Origin of the sequence: Nostoc parmelioides FACHB-3921 (assembly GCF_014696625.1) — a bacterium.
Classification (GTDB): Bacteria; Cyanobacteriota; Cyanobacteriia; order Cyanobacteriales; family Nostocaceae; genus Trichormus; species Trichormus parmelioides.
In genome coordinates this window covers 52,699-68,715 of sequence record NZ_JACJQL010000005.1, presented here as the reverse complement: position 1 = coordinate 68,715, position 16,017 = coordinate 52,699, and the positions used below count along the sequence as shown (strand labels likewise).

12 protein-coding genes are annotated in these 16,017 nt (G+C 43.0%); 6 read left to right on the top strand and 6 right to left on the bottom strand.

What is annotated here, in order from left to right:
- Window positions 1-15: 15 nt before the first annotated feature.
- Both H6G14_RS05535 and H6G14_RS05530 read left to right on the top strand, forming a co-directional pair.
- Window positions 16-1,440: a carotenoid oxygenase family protein gene (locus tag H6G14_RS05535; RefSeq protein ID WP_190566118.1), complete on the top strand. Its 1,425-nt coding sequence runs from the start codon at window positions 16-18 to the stop codon at window positions 1,438-1,440.
- 70 nt (window positions 1,441-1,510) lie between these two features.
- Window positions 1,511-2,881 (top strand): lipid-A-disaccharide synthase-related protein, encoded by a 1,371-nt coding sequence (locus H6G14_RS05530; RefSeq protein ID WP_190566117.1) that lies wholly within the window; start codon window positions 1,511-1,513, stop codon window positions 2,879-2,881.
- Between the two features lie 175 nt (window positions 2,882-3,056).
- Here H6G14_RS05530 and H6G14_RS05525 read toward each other — a convergent pair whose 3' ends face one another.
- From H6G14_RS05525 to H6G14_RS05500, 6 genes are all read right to left on the bottom strand, one after another.
- Complete coding sequence (locus H6G14_RS05525; RefSeq protein ID WP_190566116.1) at window positions 3,057-3,731, bottom strand: carbonic anhydrase; 675 nt, start codon at window positions 3,729-3,731, stop codon at window positions 3,057-3,059.
- Window positions 3,732-4,005: 274 nt separating this feature from the next.
- Window positions 4,006-4,299, bottom strand: coding sequence for a P-II family nitrogen regulator (locus H6G14_RS05520; RefSeq protein WP_190566115.1), 294 nt, complete (start codon window positions 4,297-4,299; stop codon window positions 4,006-4,008).
- Between the two features lie 3 nt (window positions 4,300-4,302).
- On the bottom strand, window positions 4,303-5,280 hold the full coding sequence (locus H6G14_RS05515) for a sodium-dependent bicarbonate transport family permease (RefSeq protein ID WP_190566114.1): 978 nt from the start codon (window positions 5,278-5,280) through the stop codon (window positions 4,303-4,305).
- Window positions 5,281-5,620: 340 nt separating this feature from the next.
- Window positions 5,621-8,227, bottom strand: a complete 2,607-nt coding sequence (locus H6G14_RS05510; RefSeq protein WP_190566113.1) for a chloride channel protein — start codon at window positions 8,225-8,227, stop codon at window positions 5,621-5,623.
- 97 nt (window positions 8,228-8,324) lie between these two features.
- Window positions 8,325-9,635, bottom strand: coding sequence for a TldD/PmbA family protein (locus H6G14_RS05505; protein WP_190566112.1), 1,311 nt, complete (start codon window positions 9,633-9,635; stop codon window positions 8,325-8,327).
- A 294-nt stretch (window positions 9,636-9,929) separates the two neighbouring features.
- Window positions 9,930-10,790, bottom strand: coding sequence for a Tab2/Atab2 family RNA-binding protein (locus H6G14_RS05500; RefSeq protein ID WP_190566111.1), 861 nt, complete (start codon window positions 10,788-10,790; stop codon window positions 9,930-9,932).
- Between the two features lie 114 nt (window positions 10,791-10,904).
- Between H6G14_RS05500 and H6G14_RS05495 the strand changes: the two genes are divergently transcribed.
- The 4 genes from H6G14_RS05495 (at window position 10,905) to H6G14_RS05480 (ending at window position 15,883) form a co-directional block, all read left to right on the top strand.
- Complete coding sequence (locus H6G14_RS05495) at window positions 10,905-12,407, top strand: aminotransferase class I/II-fold pyridoxal phosphate-dependent enzyme (RefSeq protein ID WP_190566110.1); 1,503 nt, start codon at window positions 10,905-10,907, stop codon at window positions 12,405-12,407.
- 139 nt (window positions 12,408-12,546) lie between these two features.
- Window positions 12,547-13,005 (top strand): DUF3592 domain-containing protein, encoded by a 459-nt coding sequence (locus tag H6G14_RS05490; RefSeq protein ID WP_190566109.1) that lies wholly within the window; start codon window positions 12,547-12,549, stop codon window positions 13,003-13,005.
- Window positions 13,006-13,216: 211 nt separating this feature from the next.
- Window positions 13,217-14,092: a DUF4349 domain-containing protein gene (locus tag H6G14_RS05485; protein ID WP_190566108.1), complete on the top strand. Its 876-nt coding sequence runs from the start codon at window positions 13,217-13,219 to the stop codon at window positions 14,090-14,092.
- Between the two features lie 258 nt (window positions 14,093-14,350).
- The gene (locus H6G14_RS05480) at window positions 14,351-15,883 is read left to right on the top strand and encodes a SagB/ThcOx family dehydrogenase (RefSeq protein WP_190566107.1); all 1,533 of its coding nucleotides are present in this window, start codon (window positions 14,351-14,353) and stop codon (window positions 15,881-15,883) included.
- Window positions 15,884-16,017 lie beyond the last annotated feature (134 nt).

Sequence of the window (16,017 nt, the reverse complement as noted above, 5' to 3'; positions counted from 1 at the left end):
AAGTTAGCAATTGATATGCAGATAATTGATAAAAAGTCAAATAAAAAAGCCTGGGCAAGTGCATTAACTGAACCAGCCAAAGAATTTCCGCTTACTCAGTTGTCGATTATCTCTGGTAACATCCCTGAAGGATTGCGGGGTACACTCTACCGCAACGGCCCTGCAAGGTTAGAACGTGGCAGGATGTTTGCAGGACACTGGTTTGATGGTGATGGGGCAATTTTGGCCGTCAACTTTACCGATGGAGGTGTGAATGCAGCTTATCGCTATGTGCAGACTATTGGCTATCAAGCAGAAAATGCCGCCGATAAATTTTTGTATGGCAATTATGGCATGACTGCACCAGGCCCCGTTTGGAATCAATGGCGCAGACCAATTAAAAATGCTGCCAATACCTCAGTCTTAGCATTACCAGATAAACTTTTGGCATTGTGGGAAGGTGGAAAACCTTACGCCTTAGATTTACAGACTTTAGAAACCAGGGGCGAAGATAATTTGGGTGGTTTAAGTAATGGATTAACTTATTCTGCCCATTATAAGCAAGACCCCCAGACCAAGGAAATTTTTAATTTTGGTATTAGCTTGGGGCTAAATGCCAAGTTGAACGTTTACAAAAGTGACTCTACAGGAAGAATTATCCAAAAAGCTGCATACTCGCTAGACGGTCTACCACTCATACATGATTTTGTCTTAGCAGGAGAGTATTTAATATTTTTTATTCCCCCTGTGCGGTTGAATGTGTTGCCTGTATTATTGGGGACTAGCAACTATAGTGATTCTATGCAGTGGCGACCAGAATTAGGCACTCAGATTTTGGTTATTGACCGCGACAGTTTATCTTTAGTCAGTCGAGGAGAAGCAGAACCTTGGTATCAGTGGCATTTTGCTAACGGTTATGTAGATGCTAATGGTGCAGTCATTGTGGATATTGCCCGTTACGAAGATTTCCAAACTAACCAATATCTCAAAGAAGTCGCTACTGGTAAAACTCACACACCTGCTCAAAGTACACTGTCACGGGTCACTTTACATCCCCAATCTGGCAAAGTAGCCGCAATTGAACAACTGTTAGATAGACATTGTGAATTTCCTAATGTTCCACGGCAAAATGTCGGTCAAGAGTCTCGATATACCTATATGTCAGGATTCCGCCAAGGCACAGATATCAGCCAAGAAGTATTAAACACGATCGCCTGCTTTGACCACAAGACACAAACCCTCACCGAAGCCTACCCAGGAGATAACTGCTATCCTTCCGAACCCATCCTGGCGGAAAATTGGGTGTTAACAGTGGTATATGACGGCAATTCTTATAGCAGTCAAGTTTGGATATATGATAGCGATCGCCTCAATGAAGAACCAATCTGCAAACTAAAATTACCCAGTATCATCCCTCATAGTTTTCATGGCACTTGGAAATCGGGTTTGAGTAAGGAGTAAAAACGAGGTTTTATTCCATTTTTCTAATGATGCTTTTAAATTAAGGTGAGTTAGATATATTTTATTTCTTATGAGTGATGTGTCCCGTTTATTTCTAGCTTCTAACTCACCAACTACAACCCCTCGGTTGCAATTACTGGTACTAAGTAACGGTCATGGGGAAGATGTGATAGCTGTCCGCATTTTGCAGGCGTTATTGCAGCAAGCAAGCCCACCAGATATTTATGCTTTACCTCTGGTAGGTGAAGGAAGGGCTTACCAAAATTTAAATATTCCCCTGATTGGTGCAGTGCGTACCATGCCTTCTGGCGGCTTTATCTACATGGATGGGCGACAATTGGCGCGGGATGTACGCGGGGGTTTAGTGCAGCTTACCTGGAGTCAAATTCAAGCGGTGCGGCGTTGGGTAAGTTCCCAAAAAAAATTAGGTAACAATAATGCCGTTCTCGCGGTAGGCGATATTGTCCCTTTATTGTTTGCCTTTATCAGTGGGACTAATTACGCTTTTGTGGGAACAGCGAAATCAGAATACTACGTGCGGGATGAAGTCGGGTTACTACCAAGGAAATCAAAAGCAGCCCGTTGGGAAAACTTTTCTGGTTCAATTTATCATCCGTGGGAACGGTGGTTAATGAGTCGCCGCCGTTGTCGCGCGGTGTTTCCTAGAGATGGGTTGACTACGCAAACCCTGAAAAATTGGCCGATTCCCGCTTTTGATGTGGGCAATCCGATGATGGATGGTCTAGAACCAAAAGTTTCACCACAGTTATTTTACATGGCCAATGCTCGCTACCAAGAGATGGACAGACCACTGGTAATTACCCTACTTCCTGGTTCTCGTCCACCAGAAGCTTATCAAAATTGGCAAATAATTATGACTGGTGTTTCTGCATTAATGGGGAGTTTTCAAGAACGGGATACATTTTTACCCAATTCTGGTAGTGTGATATTTTTAGGGGCGATCGCATCTGGTTTAGACTTGAATATACTTGCTCAAACTGTGCAATCCCAAGGTTGGCGACCCCACGCAGATTTACCCTTACCTCTGCAAGAGAGCAATGCTTTGATATTTAAACAACGTAATGCTTATTTAATTTTGACTCAACAATCATACAATGAATGTTTGCATTGGGGCGATGTAGCGATCGCAATGGCTGGTACAGCTACAGAACAGTTTATCGGTTTAGGTAAACCTGCGATCGCTATTCCTGGCCAGGGGCCACAATATAACCCTGGTTTTGCCGAAGCCCAAAGCCGACTTTTAGGCTTATCTCTGATTTTAGTCGAAGAAGCAGCACAAGTGGCGCAAGTAGTGCGATCGCTTTTCACCAACCCTGACAGCCTGCACATCATCAGAGAAAATGGAGTCCGCCGCATGGGGAAACCAGGTGCAGCACGGCGCATTGCTGAATGTTTGCTAGAAAAGTTTGGTAATTGGTAGTTGGTAATGGTGATACCGTTTCCTAATGAAGATGTGCTTTATTCTGGACTGTAGAGACGTTGCATGCAACGTCTCTACACCCTTACACCCTGTCTCAACAGAAAATCTGGGTGCGTAAGCCCTAATAAAGTTCCACATATTTATACCGAAAAAAACTAATATAAAGCCTATATTTTTAAGCTGAATGTAAATTTGTTAAAGGATTAGGCACAGGAAATAGACGATTCTCTATAACTTTAAACTGACTATTTTCAGCATCATAAGCAAACACTTCTCCAGTTTCAATTTCATAAATCCAAGCATGAAGTGTCAGCTGACCACTATGAAGTTTAGAACGGATTACGGGGTAAGTCTCTAAATTTTCTATCTGTGTAAGAACGTTTTGCTCAATAGCAATTTTTAACATTTTCTCATGAGAATAACCTTGGTAGTTGTCCATCACAAGGCGGCGAGTAGCTTCAGCATGGCACCTCAACCATTCATAAACAGAAGGCATTTGTTGGGCAAGATTCCCTATTTGTAGTAATCCTTTCATCGCACCACAATGAGAATGTCCACAAATAACAATATCTTTAATACCCAAAGCCTCAACAGCATATTCTATCCCCGCAGCTTCCCCACCATTCAACCTGCCATAAGGTGGGATAATATTACCAACATTGCGAATCACAAATAAATCCCCTGGCTGGCTTTGTGTGATTAAGAACGGATCTATTCTTGAGTCTGAGCAGGTTATAAACAAAAGCTCAGGATTTTGCCCATGAGACAAATGCTCAAATAACTCACGATGAGCCACAAAGTAGTTGTCATGAAATTCATTTAGACCAGCGATAATGCGCTTAATCGGCACAATTCAATTCTCCTGAATCAAAGGTAATATATCGTTGCTTATGTGTTTCTATCTGATTCATAGTTCAATTATCAATTGAAACTTTAACTATTCTTAATAGCTCATAATTTATCAGCAAAAACGATAAATCCAGAATGAAGAAAATTTCGGTATCCAATCTTAATGCTTACAAGCAAGCAAAAATTTGATGGTTTTTATATTTCCCCCTCACTCTGGATTTTCAGGAATTAAACCTGAATCAATAAATCACCCATTTCTACATCACATACCTTATTTAATGTGCAGTCCATTTGGCATCAGAAACAATACATACACCGCCATATTTCTTAATTACAGGTTGAATCGCTTCTACTAATGCTTGTTCTTGTGCTTCCGTACAAATGCTCATGACATATCCATTAGTGAGGATATGCGTTTCTAAATCATCAATGACTTTACCTCTGTGTCCCTTACCTGTAACAGTTTCAATTACCGTATATCCGGAAACACCATATTTTTCAAAAATTTCTAGAACTTTAGGTAGTTCTAGGGAATTGGTAATTACCTCTATTTTTTTGACAGCTTCCACTTCCTAAATTCCTATTAATTTGATGATGTTAAAATACAAGGGAATTCCGACAATGATATTGAAAGGAAAAGTCAGAGCTAAGGCCATAGATACATATAAACTGGGGTTAGCCTCAGGAACAGTTATTCTCATGGCTGCTGGAACGGCAATATAAGATGCACTTGCACAAAGAACAGCAAACAAAAGGGCATTTCCTTGGGAAATACCGATAAATTTAGCTAAAATGATGCCAAAAATTGCGTTAGCCACAGGCATAAATATGGAAAATGCAATCAAGAAAGAGCCTGTACGCTTCAAGTCTTTAATTCGTCTTGCTGCTACCATCCCCATATCTAGTAAAAAGAAAGCTAGGACTCCGTAAAAGATATCTTGGGTAAAGGGATGTAATTTCTCCCAACCTCTTTCACCTGTGAGAATACCAACCAACACGCTACCAACTAGGAGAAATACCGAACCATTTAAAAATGCTTCTCTGAGTACCTCACCCCAAGAAAATTCTCCTTTCTCCTCCTCTTTATTGTGCGTGAATAATCTCACTAGTACGATGCCAACTATAATTGCTGGAGATTCCATCAAAGCTAAGGCTGCTACCATGTGTCCACCTGAGGAGATATTGAGAATTTTGAGAAATGACTGAGCGGTGATAAAGGTGACAGCACTGATAGAACCATAGGTGGCTGCAATAGCCGCAGCATTATAACTATCCAGTTTGATTCTCAACACAAAAAACGAATATATCGGTACAGCAGAAGCCATAAATATAGCCGCTAATAATGTCAAGGCAATTTCTGGATTAATTCCACTTTCTTCAATTTCATATCCTCCTTTAAACCCGATAGCTAGTAGCAGGTATAGAGAAAATAACTTTGGTAACGGTTGGGGAATATCTAAATCCGATTTGCAAAAAATCGCCAGCATTCCCAGAAAGAAAAAAAGCACTGGCGGATTTAAAATGTTGGATAAAATCAGGCTGGAATTCATCTACACATCCCTGGTATTACTAAATAGGAAACAATAATAGGACTTACGCACTGAACCAAAAAAGCCTTCTGAGGGTAGTCAACAGTCAATAGTCCACAGTCCAAAAAACCTTGATTGTGACTATTGACTATGGACTATTGACAAAAAAGCAAGAACATTAGTAACACTGTGTAAGTCCCATAACTATAACCAGTTAATTTAGTCCAGTATTGTCAATCAAATATGTAGATGATGTGTAAATGCTATGTATTTGCTGTAACAAATCCGAAATTGATAGTTTTATCGGCAAATTTCACTATTGACTGCATTATTTCTCATGTTTGTCAATACAAAAATTATTTTAACTTTCAATTGCTCCCCTTACCAAAATCACGGTACTATCAACACCAGAAGCGATCGCCTCTGGAATATTACCTTGAATAGCTTGTTGTAATAAACCTTCACGGGAAGCGCCTAAAACCACCACATCATAACCTTCGGTTTCCACTAACTTAATCACACCTTCGACTACTGAATCAGCTTGTACCGGCGCAGCAATTACAGTACTAGATAGTTGGCGGCGACGCATCAATTGACGGATGGCTTGTTCTAAAACTGTCATATCTGGTCTAAATTCCCAAGGTTTAAACACCCTTGTCAAGCGGATTTGTGGGTCATCGCTTAAAGTAACTAAAGCCGGTAATAATTTAATGGCTATTCTGGCGTTAGGGCCGCCAGCCATTGGGACTAACCAGCGATTGAATTTGAATGTGGACTGTGGACTGTGGACTGTGGACTGTTGACTACCTAACTTCACTAGTACTACGTCACAGGTGGCTTGGCGGATGATGGTGTCTACAACATTGCCAAAAATCCTACCTGGGGTGGATGTGCTACCTTTCCATCCCATGAGAATTAAGTCTATGTGTCTGTCTTTGATGGTTTCTAAAATTGCGTGAGCAGAATCATGGGCAACCCTAATTTGGGTATGCAGGGGAATACGCCATTTTTTAGCTAATACTTCGGCTTGTCGCAAAAGACGGCGACTTTTGGAGGTTCTGACGGTGGTTTCCGAAGGGGAACTGTGGCGGGAAACCAGCATTACTTGTACACACTCTATTTCATAATGGCGATCGCGGGCAATGGCAGCTGCCATTTTTAATAGAGTTGCGGCTGTTTCTGGGTTGGCTACTGGGACTAGTATTCTACCCCTGCCTGTGCTGGGACTCCGCGTTTGGTAAACTACATAAGATGGTTCAGGTTGGGGGCCTGGGTTGGGGTTTTCGCAGTTGAGACGGTCTGCTTCTACCCGAATGATATCTGCACGGGTAATAATCCCGATGAGTTTTTGCCCTTCTACTACTGGTAAGCGACTGATTTGATAGCGGTCTAGTAAATATAAAACATTACTCAAGGTATGTATGGGTGTGACTGTCATAGGATTGGCAGTCATAATTTCCCTGAGGTGAGAATTATTTTCTGGACTGCGACTGAGGCTTTTGGTTAAATCTGATTGGGTAATAATCCCGACTAATTTGTTATCTTCTACTACTGGGAAGCCTCGGTGATGGGAACTAGCAAAGGCTTGCTTGGCTTCTTCGAGGGTGATGTCTGCATCTAGAGTTTCTACCCGTTGCTGCATCACATCTTTTGCCGTCATTTGGCTTAATATCCCCTCTACCGACATCTGTTTAGTAAGGGTAATGCCATTTAACAGTAATAATTTCTCATAGAGTGAACCGGGTACTACTTTGTCTGCTACTAAGTAAGCCGTCACAGACACTATCATCAAAGGCAAAACTAAATTAAAATCTGTGGTCATTTCAAAGACAATCACAATGGCGGTGATTGGGACTTTAGAAACCGCACTAAAAAAACCGCCCATTCCCGCTAAAGCATAAGTAACAGGAGAACCATTACCCGTGATTTGATACTCTAATACGCCGATCAAATGTCCTAAAGCCGAACCCAAAATCAGACTAGGCGCAAATAAACCTCCGGGTGCGCCAGAACCAAATGCGACTAAAGTGAGGATAAACTGAGCAACAAAAGCGATCGCTGCAAAGCTTGGATTTAAATCACCAGTAATTACATATTCCCGTAAACCAGCATTATCCCGAAAAGACTCAGGTAAAAACGATACGACAATCCCCGACACCAACCCAGCCAAGCCTATCCGCAGAGGTAAGCTAATATGCAAACTCCGGTAAAACTGGAGGCTGAAAATCAACCCGCGATTAAATAATGCACCCAGCAACCCTGCTAAGACACCCAAAAGCAAAAAGAAGGGAATTTCTGGAAAAGCAAACCTACTAGAGTAATCAAGTAATTCTATGTTTAAATTGAGACTGCGACCGCCCAACAGCCGGGAAACTACCCCACCAATAAATGAAGCGATAATGGCAGTTCCCAGAGTCAGTCCTGATAAATCTTGAAGTAATTCCTCAATAATAAATAATACCCCGGCAATGGGAGCATTAAAAGCAGCCGCCAAACCTGCACCCGCACCCGCCGCAATCATTTGCCGCCGATGGTCTGGAGAGGTGGGAACCAAGCGACTCATCCCCGCCGCTAAACCTGCCCCCACTTGGACTGTCGGCCCTTGTCTTCCCAATGTCAGCCCCGAACCCAAAGCCAGAATAGCACTCAGTAGCTTAATCACCGCTACCCGCCAAGACAATTTCATCGGTATATTTGCCAGGGTAGCTTTGACTTGTGGAATACCACTACCCGCCGCCTCTGGTGCCAATCTTTGCACCATCAGCCCAGCCAAATACCCAAAGCCCAAACCGATGATTGGTAAAACTAACCATGCCGGCAAAACATGAGAACTATGAACCCGCCATGCACCTAATAATCCCGAACAGACCTTGAGGAATACCGCAGATAATGCAGCTAAAACCCCAATAACACAAGCTTCGGCGATCGCTAAACCCCGTCTAGGCTGCAACCAACTGCGAAAGTACATAGTACTAATTTAGTTATTTGTCAGAGACGCGATTAATCGCGTCTGTACAATTGTCCATAGTCAATTTTCTGCCCCTGCTTCCCCTGCCCCCTGCCTCTTAATTATTCCTCCCAGTCGTCGATAGTCCTTCGACTATTAAAGACGGAGTATAACAAGAACCGTTCCAATCAGCATCACTGCCTAATTCCACTTGCTTGAGGGCGGTATAAACATTGCCTGCGACCATTGTATCTTTGACGCGACCGATTACTTGACCTTTTTGGACTCGATAGCCTAATTCGATATTGATCGAAAAGTCGCCAGAGATACCACCGCTACCACCGAGCATTTGGTCTACAATCAAGCCATCATCCATGTTTTGGATCAAGTCTTTGAGGGATTTAGAACCAGGCTTAATCAAAAAGTTAAATAAGCCAGGGGTGGGATAACTGCCTAAACCGGGGCGAAAACCATTGCCAGTAGTGCCATTACCTAGTTGCCTTCCGGTGGTGCGATCGCAATAATAATTTTGTAATATGCCTTTTTCGATAAATACCAAAGATTTAGTCGGAGTACCTTCGTCATCAAAGGGGCAGCTATAAGGCCCGGCTTGGGGGTCTTGGTAAAGGGTAAGGCTAGGGGCGATTACTTGTTTACCCACGCGTTCTGCCCAAGGAGAAGCTGCTTCTAGTACACGTTTGCCATTCAAAGCTGCTTGTGCTGTACCCCAAAGCATATCCGCCGCCTTGGAGGTAAATAAAACTGGGACACGACCGTTAGGGGGCGGGACGTTTTCTTTAGCCCAAACCAGTCTTTGTAAAATTTGATAAGCTAATTTTTCCGGATCTAAGTAATCACGCTGAGTTTGTCCATCAGATACACTTAAAAAATCATCACCACGAACCCATTCGGCGGACATATAGCAACTGAGGGTAGTATCGCTGTAGTAGCAATCTAAACCTTGGGTATTAACAAGTCTAGTCGTTTCCACATCACATTCCCAGTCACTATTACAGAGGACATCGGGATAATTATCGCGGATGATGGCGATCGCTTCTTTGCCCCAACCAACTAAAACTTCTACAGATACAGCCTCACCCAAATCTGGGTAGGATGGCTGAAAGTTGCTAATCAATTCCACTGGTTCTGATTGGTTCAGTTCACTCAAAGCGAGAGCGCGTTCTACCATTGCGGCTGCTTCCACCGAACCATAAGCTACCGTGAGTCCTGGGCGGCCTTTGCGCCATAGCCGCAGCGCCGTACCTTCAGATTGGCTGGTTTCTAGCTGTTTGAGTCGGTTAGCCTCAAAAAAAACCGGACGAGAAAGCGATCGCGACTGATACACTTCAGCCGCTTCCGCTCCCGATTTAATAGCTAGTTCCAGCAGCTGTTCTGCTAGTGTATCTTGTGACAAATTTTCAGAACCCATGACCCTCGGTGAATTGTGGACTTTGGATTTTGAACTGGCAGTACACGCAGATCATTATCCCAAATCATTGGTGACTATCCGCGTAGATTTCAGACGGACGCAGATAATTATCCCAAATCATTGGTCTTTATCACCATTTAAAAGGAATGGGGACTCATCAATTCAAAATTCAAAATACCCTACGGGAAGGCAAGCCTACAAAATTCAAAATTATAGTGACTTTCGTCTGGGATTGGGGATTGGGGAAAAAGATAGACAATCCATATCTCTCTTATCCCCTATACCCCCACACCCCTACACCCCTACTTCTTGTAACAGCCAAAATCCAGCAAAAGATTCTGCTTCCGGGTTTGACTGCACACCGATAAAATGTACACCGTTGGCTTTTTGTTTAGCTTCCTCGAAACCTCTAGCTTCTTGTACAGTGGTGGAGTTTTTGATATTTGCTAAAATCCAACTTTCCGTAGCACCAGTTTCTAAAACTAGTCTTGTTCCTTGGCTGGTATCTACTCTCAAAAATGCCAACTCCAAACCAGACATCCAACCTGCTATTGGCAAAGCTCTAGGGGAGAAAATCAATACCCCAGGAATGCGGGTTTCAGGCGATACCTGGACAAAATCTAATGGAAATGCCTCACTAAAACCAATTTCCCATTCTGGCATTTCTGCTAAATCCGCAGCTGATAAAGAGACAAACACCCATTGTTGTCCTTCTAAGGCATCAGGTAAGCGTTGCGGTAAGGGACTGTCCAAACGCACTGAGGGAGTCGTTCCCCCTTGATAGCCTGGTTCTTGGGGATAAACCTCTTCCATGCGCTGCTTCAGCCATTGATTGAGTGCCAAAGTGCGCCGGCTCGACAAAGCTGGAATACCTGCATCCTCGCAAGCCTTAACGATCATATTATTCATTTGGCGACGGAAAAAGCGGATTTTGATTGGTGCTTCCCCCGCCTTGCTAATTGCCTCTTGAATTGCTGTCCTTAACCAAACTGAATTAACTTCAGTGCTGGGACAATATTGTGCATAGCGAAATAAGGAATCCGTCTTTGTGCGAATATCTAAGGGACTTTCACAAATTACAACTTCCCAAACTTTTTTCTGATTTTCGTCCAAAATCGGACGGGAGTAAAAATCTAATTCCCAAATACTGCCCATGTTCTGCCGTATAAATCTGGCGAGTTTATATTTTGCTTATATTCTCACTCTACCAAGATTGGTCAATAGTCATTAGTCAACAGTCAACAGTTATCTCTTTTCTGCCTCCTGCAAATGCTCGATCAAAATCAAACACCATTAATCGATGCGATAAAAGCTTGTATCGCTCGTCCTCATGCAGCGTTTTATACTCCTGGGCATAAGCGGGGGCGGGGGATTGCTCAACCTTTGGCTGATTTGTTGGGTAAAGCGGTGTTTGGTGCTGATTTGACGGAGTTGGCTAATTTAGATAATTTATCTGCACCCCAAGGAGTGATTCAGGAAGCCCAACAATTAGCGACGGCAGCCTTTGGTGCTTCACGAACATGGTTTTTAGTCAATGGTTCTACTTGCGGTGTCGAGGCGGCAATTCTGGCTACTTGTAGACCAGGGGATAAAATTATTTTGCCTCGGAATGTACATTCATCAGCGATCGCTGGTTTAATTCTCTCTGGTGCTATCCCAATTTTTATTCATCCTGAATATGACCCAGTTTTAGATATTGCCCACAGTATGACACCTGAGGCTGTACAAGCTGCTTTACAACAACATCCTGATGCTAAAGCGGTGTTGACAGTTTACCCTACATATTATGGTGTATGTGGGGATTTAGAAGCGATCGCCCAAATCACCCACCAATACAATATTCCTCTACTTGTAGATGAAGCCCACGGCGCACACTTTGCTTTTCACCCAGAATTACCCACCCCGGCCTTAGCTGCTGGTGCAGACTTAACTGTACAGTCCATTCACAAGGTACTGGGTGCAATGACGCAAGCTTCAATGCTTCACATCCAAGGTGACAGAATAAATGCGGTTCGAGTTAGTCAGGCTTTGCAGCTGCTACAGTCTACTAGCCCCAGTTATGTACTTCTCGCTTCCCTAGATGCAGCTCGTCAACAAATGGCTTTGTCTGGGAAACAGTTAATGTCCCGTACCTTACAGCTAGCAAATGAAGCCAGAGAAAGAATTAGTCAAATTCCTGGCTTATCAGTGTTACAGTCTCCTACCCAGATACCATCACCAGGGTTTACAACTTTGGATAAAACACGGTTAACTGTCACTGTTTCCGGCTTGGGTTTAACAGGTTTTGCGGCGGAAGAAATTTTAGATGAAAAACTGGGTGTAACGGCTGAATTTGCTACGTTGCAACATCTCACCTTTATTATTAGCTTGGGAAACACAGCTGCTGATATTGAGCAGTTAATCCAAAGTTTCACAACTTTAGCAGAAACAACACCACCCGCTAAGGCATTAGTCAACCCAATAATTAATAGCAATCTGGAATATTTTTCAGAAATTTCTCCCCGTGATGCCTTTTTCGCCGATAGTGAAACATTATCCATCGAACAGGCGAGAGATCGCATTTGTGCAGAAATTGTCTGTCCTTATCCCCCAGGAATCCCCGTCCTGATGCCAGGAGAAATCATTACAAAACCTGCCATTGAATATTTGCAACACATCCAAAGTTTAGGCGGATTCATTACTGGTTGTGCCGATACTAGTCTGAGTACTTTAAAAGTTGTAGTCACCGAAGGCGGCGGGAAACCCACTTCCTTCAAGGAGCGGGAGGGATAGCCGCCCCGCCACCGTTAACTGCTGACTGATGACGGTTAACCGTCAACCGTCAACCGTCAACGTGAAATCCCATCCCCTTTTAGAGGTGGGATGAGCTTAATTCTCGAAAATCTTCATCTGTTATGATATTGTCAAACCCATGAATTTGAAATTTCGCCAAATTACCTTTGAAGATATATTTAGTGGCATTCTTGGACTGGTGATTGGATGTGTGTTTATTGGGGGTGGTTTTTTAGTAGGTAATCAAGTCACCCAGGAACGCGCGACGTTAAAACAAACACAGGGTACTGTAGTAGATAGCCTTCGTCGTCGTGAACGCGACAGTAAGGATAAGCAAAAAGAAACCTATGCACCTGTAGTTGAGTTTTTAGTCAAAGGCGATCGCATCCGTTTTACAGGTAATTATCAATCTTCCCGTTCCAGTAACGGCAAAATAGTAGCAGTACGTTATGACCCCAAGCAACCAAGGACTACTGCGCGTCTAGTGGATTTCTATGAAGACTTGCTACCGTGGATGAGTTTTGGTATGGGTGGGTTAAGTCTCATCTCTGGCCTGCGCCAGATTTTCCCCATATACTTGTCTTCAGGCGACGAGTAACACTGTATAAGGTAATGCGCGTCTAAATTGCATAACTACGTAAATAAGGACAGTTAACTGTTAACTGTTAACTGTCAACTGTCAAAAGCCCTCACGATGGATCATGCAACTTAAAAACAGAATAGCTGAGTTACCGAAATTGCAACAATCCCAGGTTTAGGTTGCGTCCTCAGTAATACTTGTGATTAATCCAACTATCTGGGGTTAGATTATGCAAAAGTCTATTCAATTACCACATAAATCAGCTTTATTTATTACTGCGCTAATAGGGGGAGTGATTTTTACCAGTTGCGCCTCTGCACCACAGTCTACAAATCAAGCATCAGCACCTGTACCTGTTTCTGCTTCTGAGCTTGCTGATAATGTGGCACAAAAGGCGCAAGCTGCACCTATACCCCGTTCCCGTCCCCAATTAATTAAAAAAGCGGCCATAACTCTAATTGTCAACTCGGTAGATGAAAGTATTGATACTGTGACGCAAATTGTTAATCGTCAGCAGGGAGACTTAATCAGCTTAAATGAACAACAACCCACAAAGGGAAATACCCGTCATATTGCCTCAATACAGCTAAGAGTACCGCAGAACTCACTAGAACCCACATTAGAGGAGTTAGCTAAATTAGGCACAGTAGAAAATCGTAAAATTACTGCGGAAGATGTGGGCAATCAATTGGTTGATTTCCAAGCCAGATTCACTAATCTCCGCAAAACTGAAGCTAATCTGCAAAAAATTATGGATCGCTCAGGGTCTGTGAGGGATATACTCAGTGTTGCCCAAGAACTCAGCAATGTTAGACAATCTATTGAACAAATTGATGCTCAATTGAAAAACTTACAAAATCAAGTCGCCTATTCCACTATTACGCTCAATCTCAAGGCAGCCGTCGCTAGTACTAGTCCTCAACTTGCTGTAAATTCACAAATACAGGAAACTTGGAATAAATCTACTTATTCCCTGGGAAATTTTACGGTTGGGCTGCTTAAATTGGGTATTTGGTTAATAGTGTACAGTCCCTATTGGTTAATTTTGGCTGCCGGAGTCTACGGCTTCTACCGTTGGCGGCGTAATCATTTAGCTAGTCGTTAGTCAGTTGTCAGTTGTCAATAGTCAATAGTCAATAGTCAATAGTCAATAGTCCATCGTTATTCTTCTTCGCTCCCCCTGCTCCCCTGCCCCCCTGCTCCCCCTGCTCCCTGCTCCCCCTGCTCCCTGCTCCCCCTGCTCCCGCTACCTCTGCCTCCTTAAGCAATAGTCATTCTGAGGAATGTGCTGATTAGACTGAAATAATGGTACTGATGAATGCCAAGATCAAAATGAGGATGTCGTAAGGGTATTGAAAGTACTATGCCAGAAATACACCAGTCAATTGCTCAACATTATCACGAACGTACTAAATATGACCCTGAGACGATCGCCTCTAAAAGTCAGAGGTTAGATTGGGCTAAACAGCCAGTGCCGTTTAAGGAGTATAAAATCGGTTCTGCGATTGACCTCAAACCCTACTTACAAGAAACACCAGAGGTATTTGTCAATGATGCCAATGGTCGATGGTGGCAAAGGCTGTCGCGGTTACTGTTTCGCAGTTATGGGCTGACTGCCAGAATGCCTTCTATGGGGAATACAGTGTATTTACGTGCTGCACCCAGTGCGGGGGGACTATATCCGGCAGAGGTGTACTTGGTTTCCCGTGGTACTCCGCTACTATCACCGGGGCTTTATAACTACCAATGTCGGACTCATTCCCTGATGCACTATTGGGAAAGTGATATTTGGCAAAGTTTGCAAGAGGCTTGTTTCTGGCATCCTGCTTTAGAAAGTACTCAATTAGCCATTATTGTGACGGTTGTTTTCTATCGTTCGGCGTGGCGCTATGAAGACCGGGCTTATCGTCGCATTTGTCTAGATACAGGACATCTGTTGGGAAATATTGAGTTAGGTGCTGCTATCACTGATTATCGTCCCCACTTGATCGGTGGTTTCATTGATGAAGCAGTTAATGATCTACTATATATCGATCCGCTACAGGAAGGAGCGATCGCTGTTTTACCCCTAGCAGATTTATTAGACATCCAGCAAAATATATCTCCAGGATGTACAGCTCTCCCCTCGGCTACTGAAACTAATTATCCCCAAGTTCCCGATGGTGAATTGCTAAAATATTTTCATCGCCATACTCAAATTTCGGCTAGCATCACTGGCAAACTGAACTTACCAACGGTCATCCAAGAAAAATCTTTGGAGGATAAATACAATTTTCCTTTCTGCTTGAAAATCTCCACCGTCTCCGCACCCATATACTGGGGAGAAAATCTGTCAGATTTGGAAATCACTATGCACAAGCGACGTTCTACTCGTGCTTACAATGGTGACGAATTGACCTTTGATGAACTCAAGGCTTTACTTGATTTTACTTATCAACCCCAAAATTATATTGACCAAAGTCTAGATAATTCCCCGGATTATTTTGATTTAAATTTAATTGAAACTTTTATCGCTGTCTGCGGAATCCAAGGACTGGAGGCTGGTTGTTACTATTACGCGCCTAAAGCTCAAGAATTAAGGCAAATCCGGTTTAAAAACTTCCGGCGAGAGTTACACTTCCTCTGTTTGGGACAGGAACTAGGCCGAGATGCTGCCGCCGTAATTTTTCATACATCTGATCTTAAATCCGCGATCGCTCAATATGGCGATCGCGTTTATCGTTACTTACATATGGATGCCGGACATTTGGGACAACGCTTGAATTTAGCCGCCATTCAACTCAACTTAGGTGTTAGTGGTATTGGTGGTTTCTTTGATGATCAAGTCAACGAAGTACTAGGCATTCCCAGTGATGAAGCAGTCATATATATTACAACTCTGGGACGACCTAGATAAGTCACTTTAAAAGTTACAAATACTACATCTAAGCATCATTTCATCCAATGGTATGTATAGTAACAATGCGTAACAGAAAGCTATGACGCTACTAGTGAGCAGTTTTTAGGCAAAAGCGAGCATAAACTAAAAGC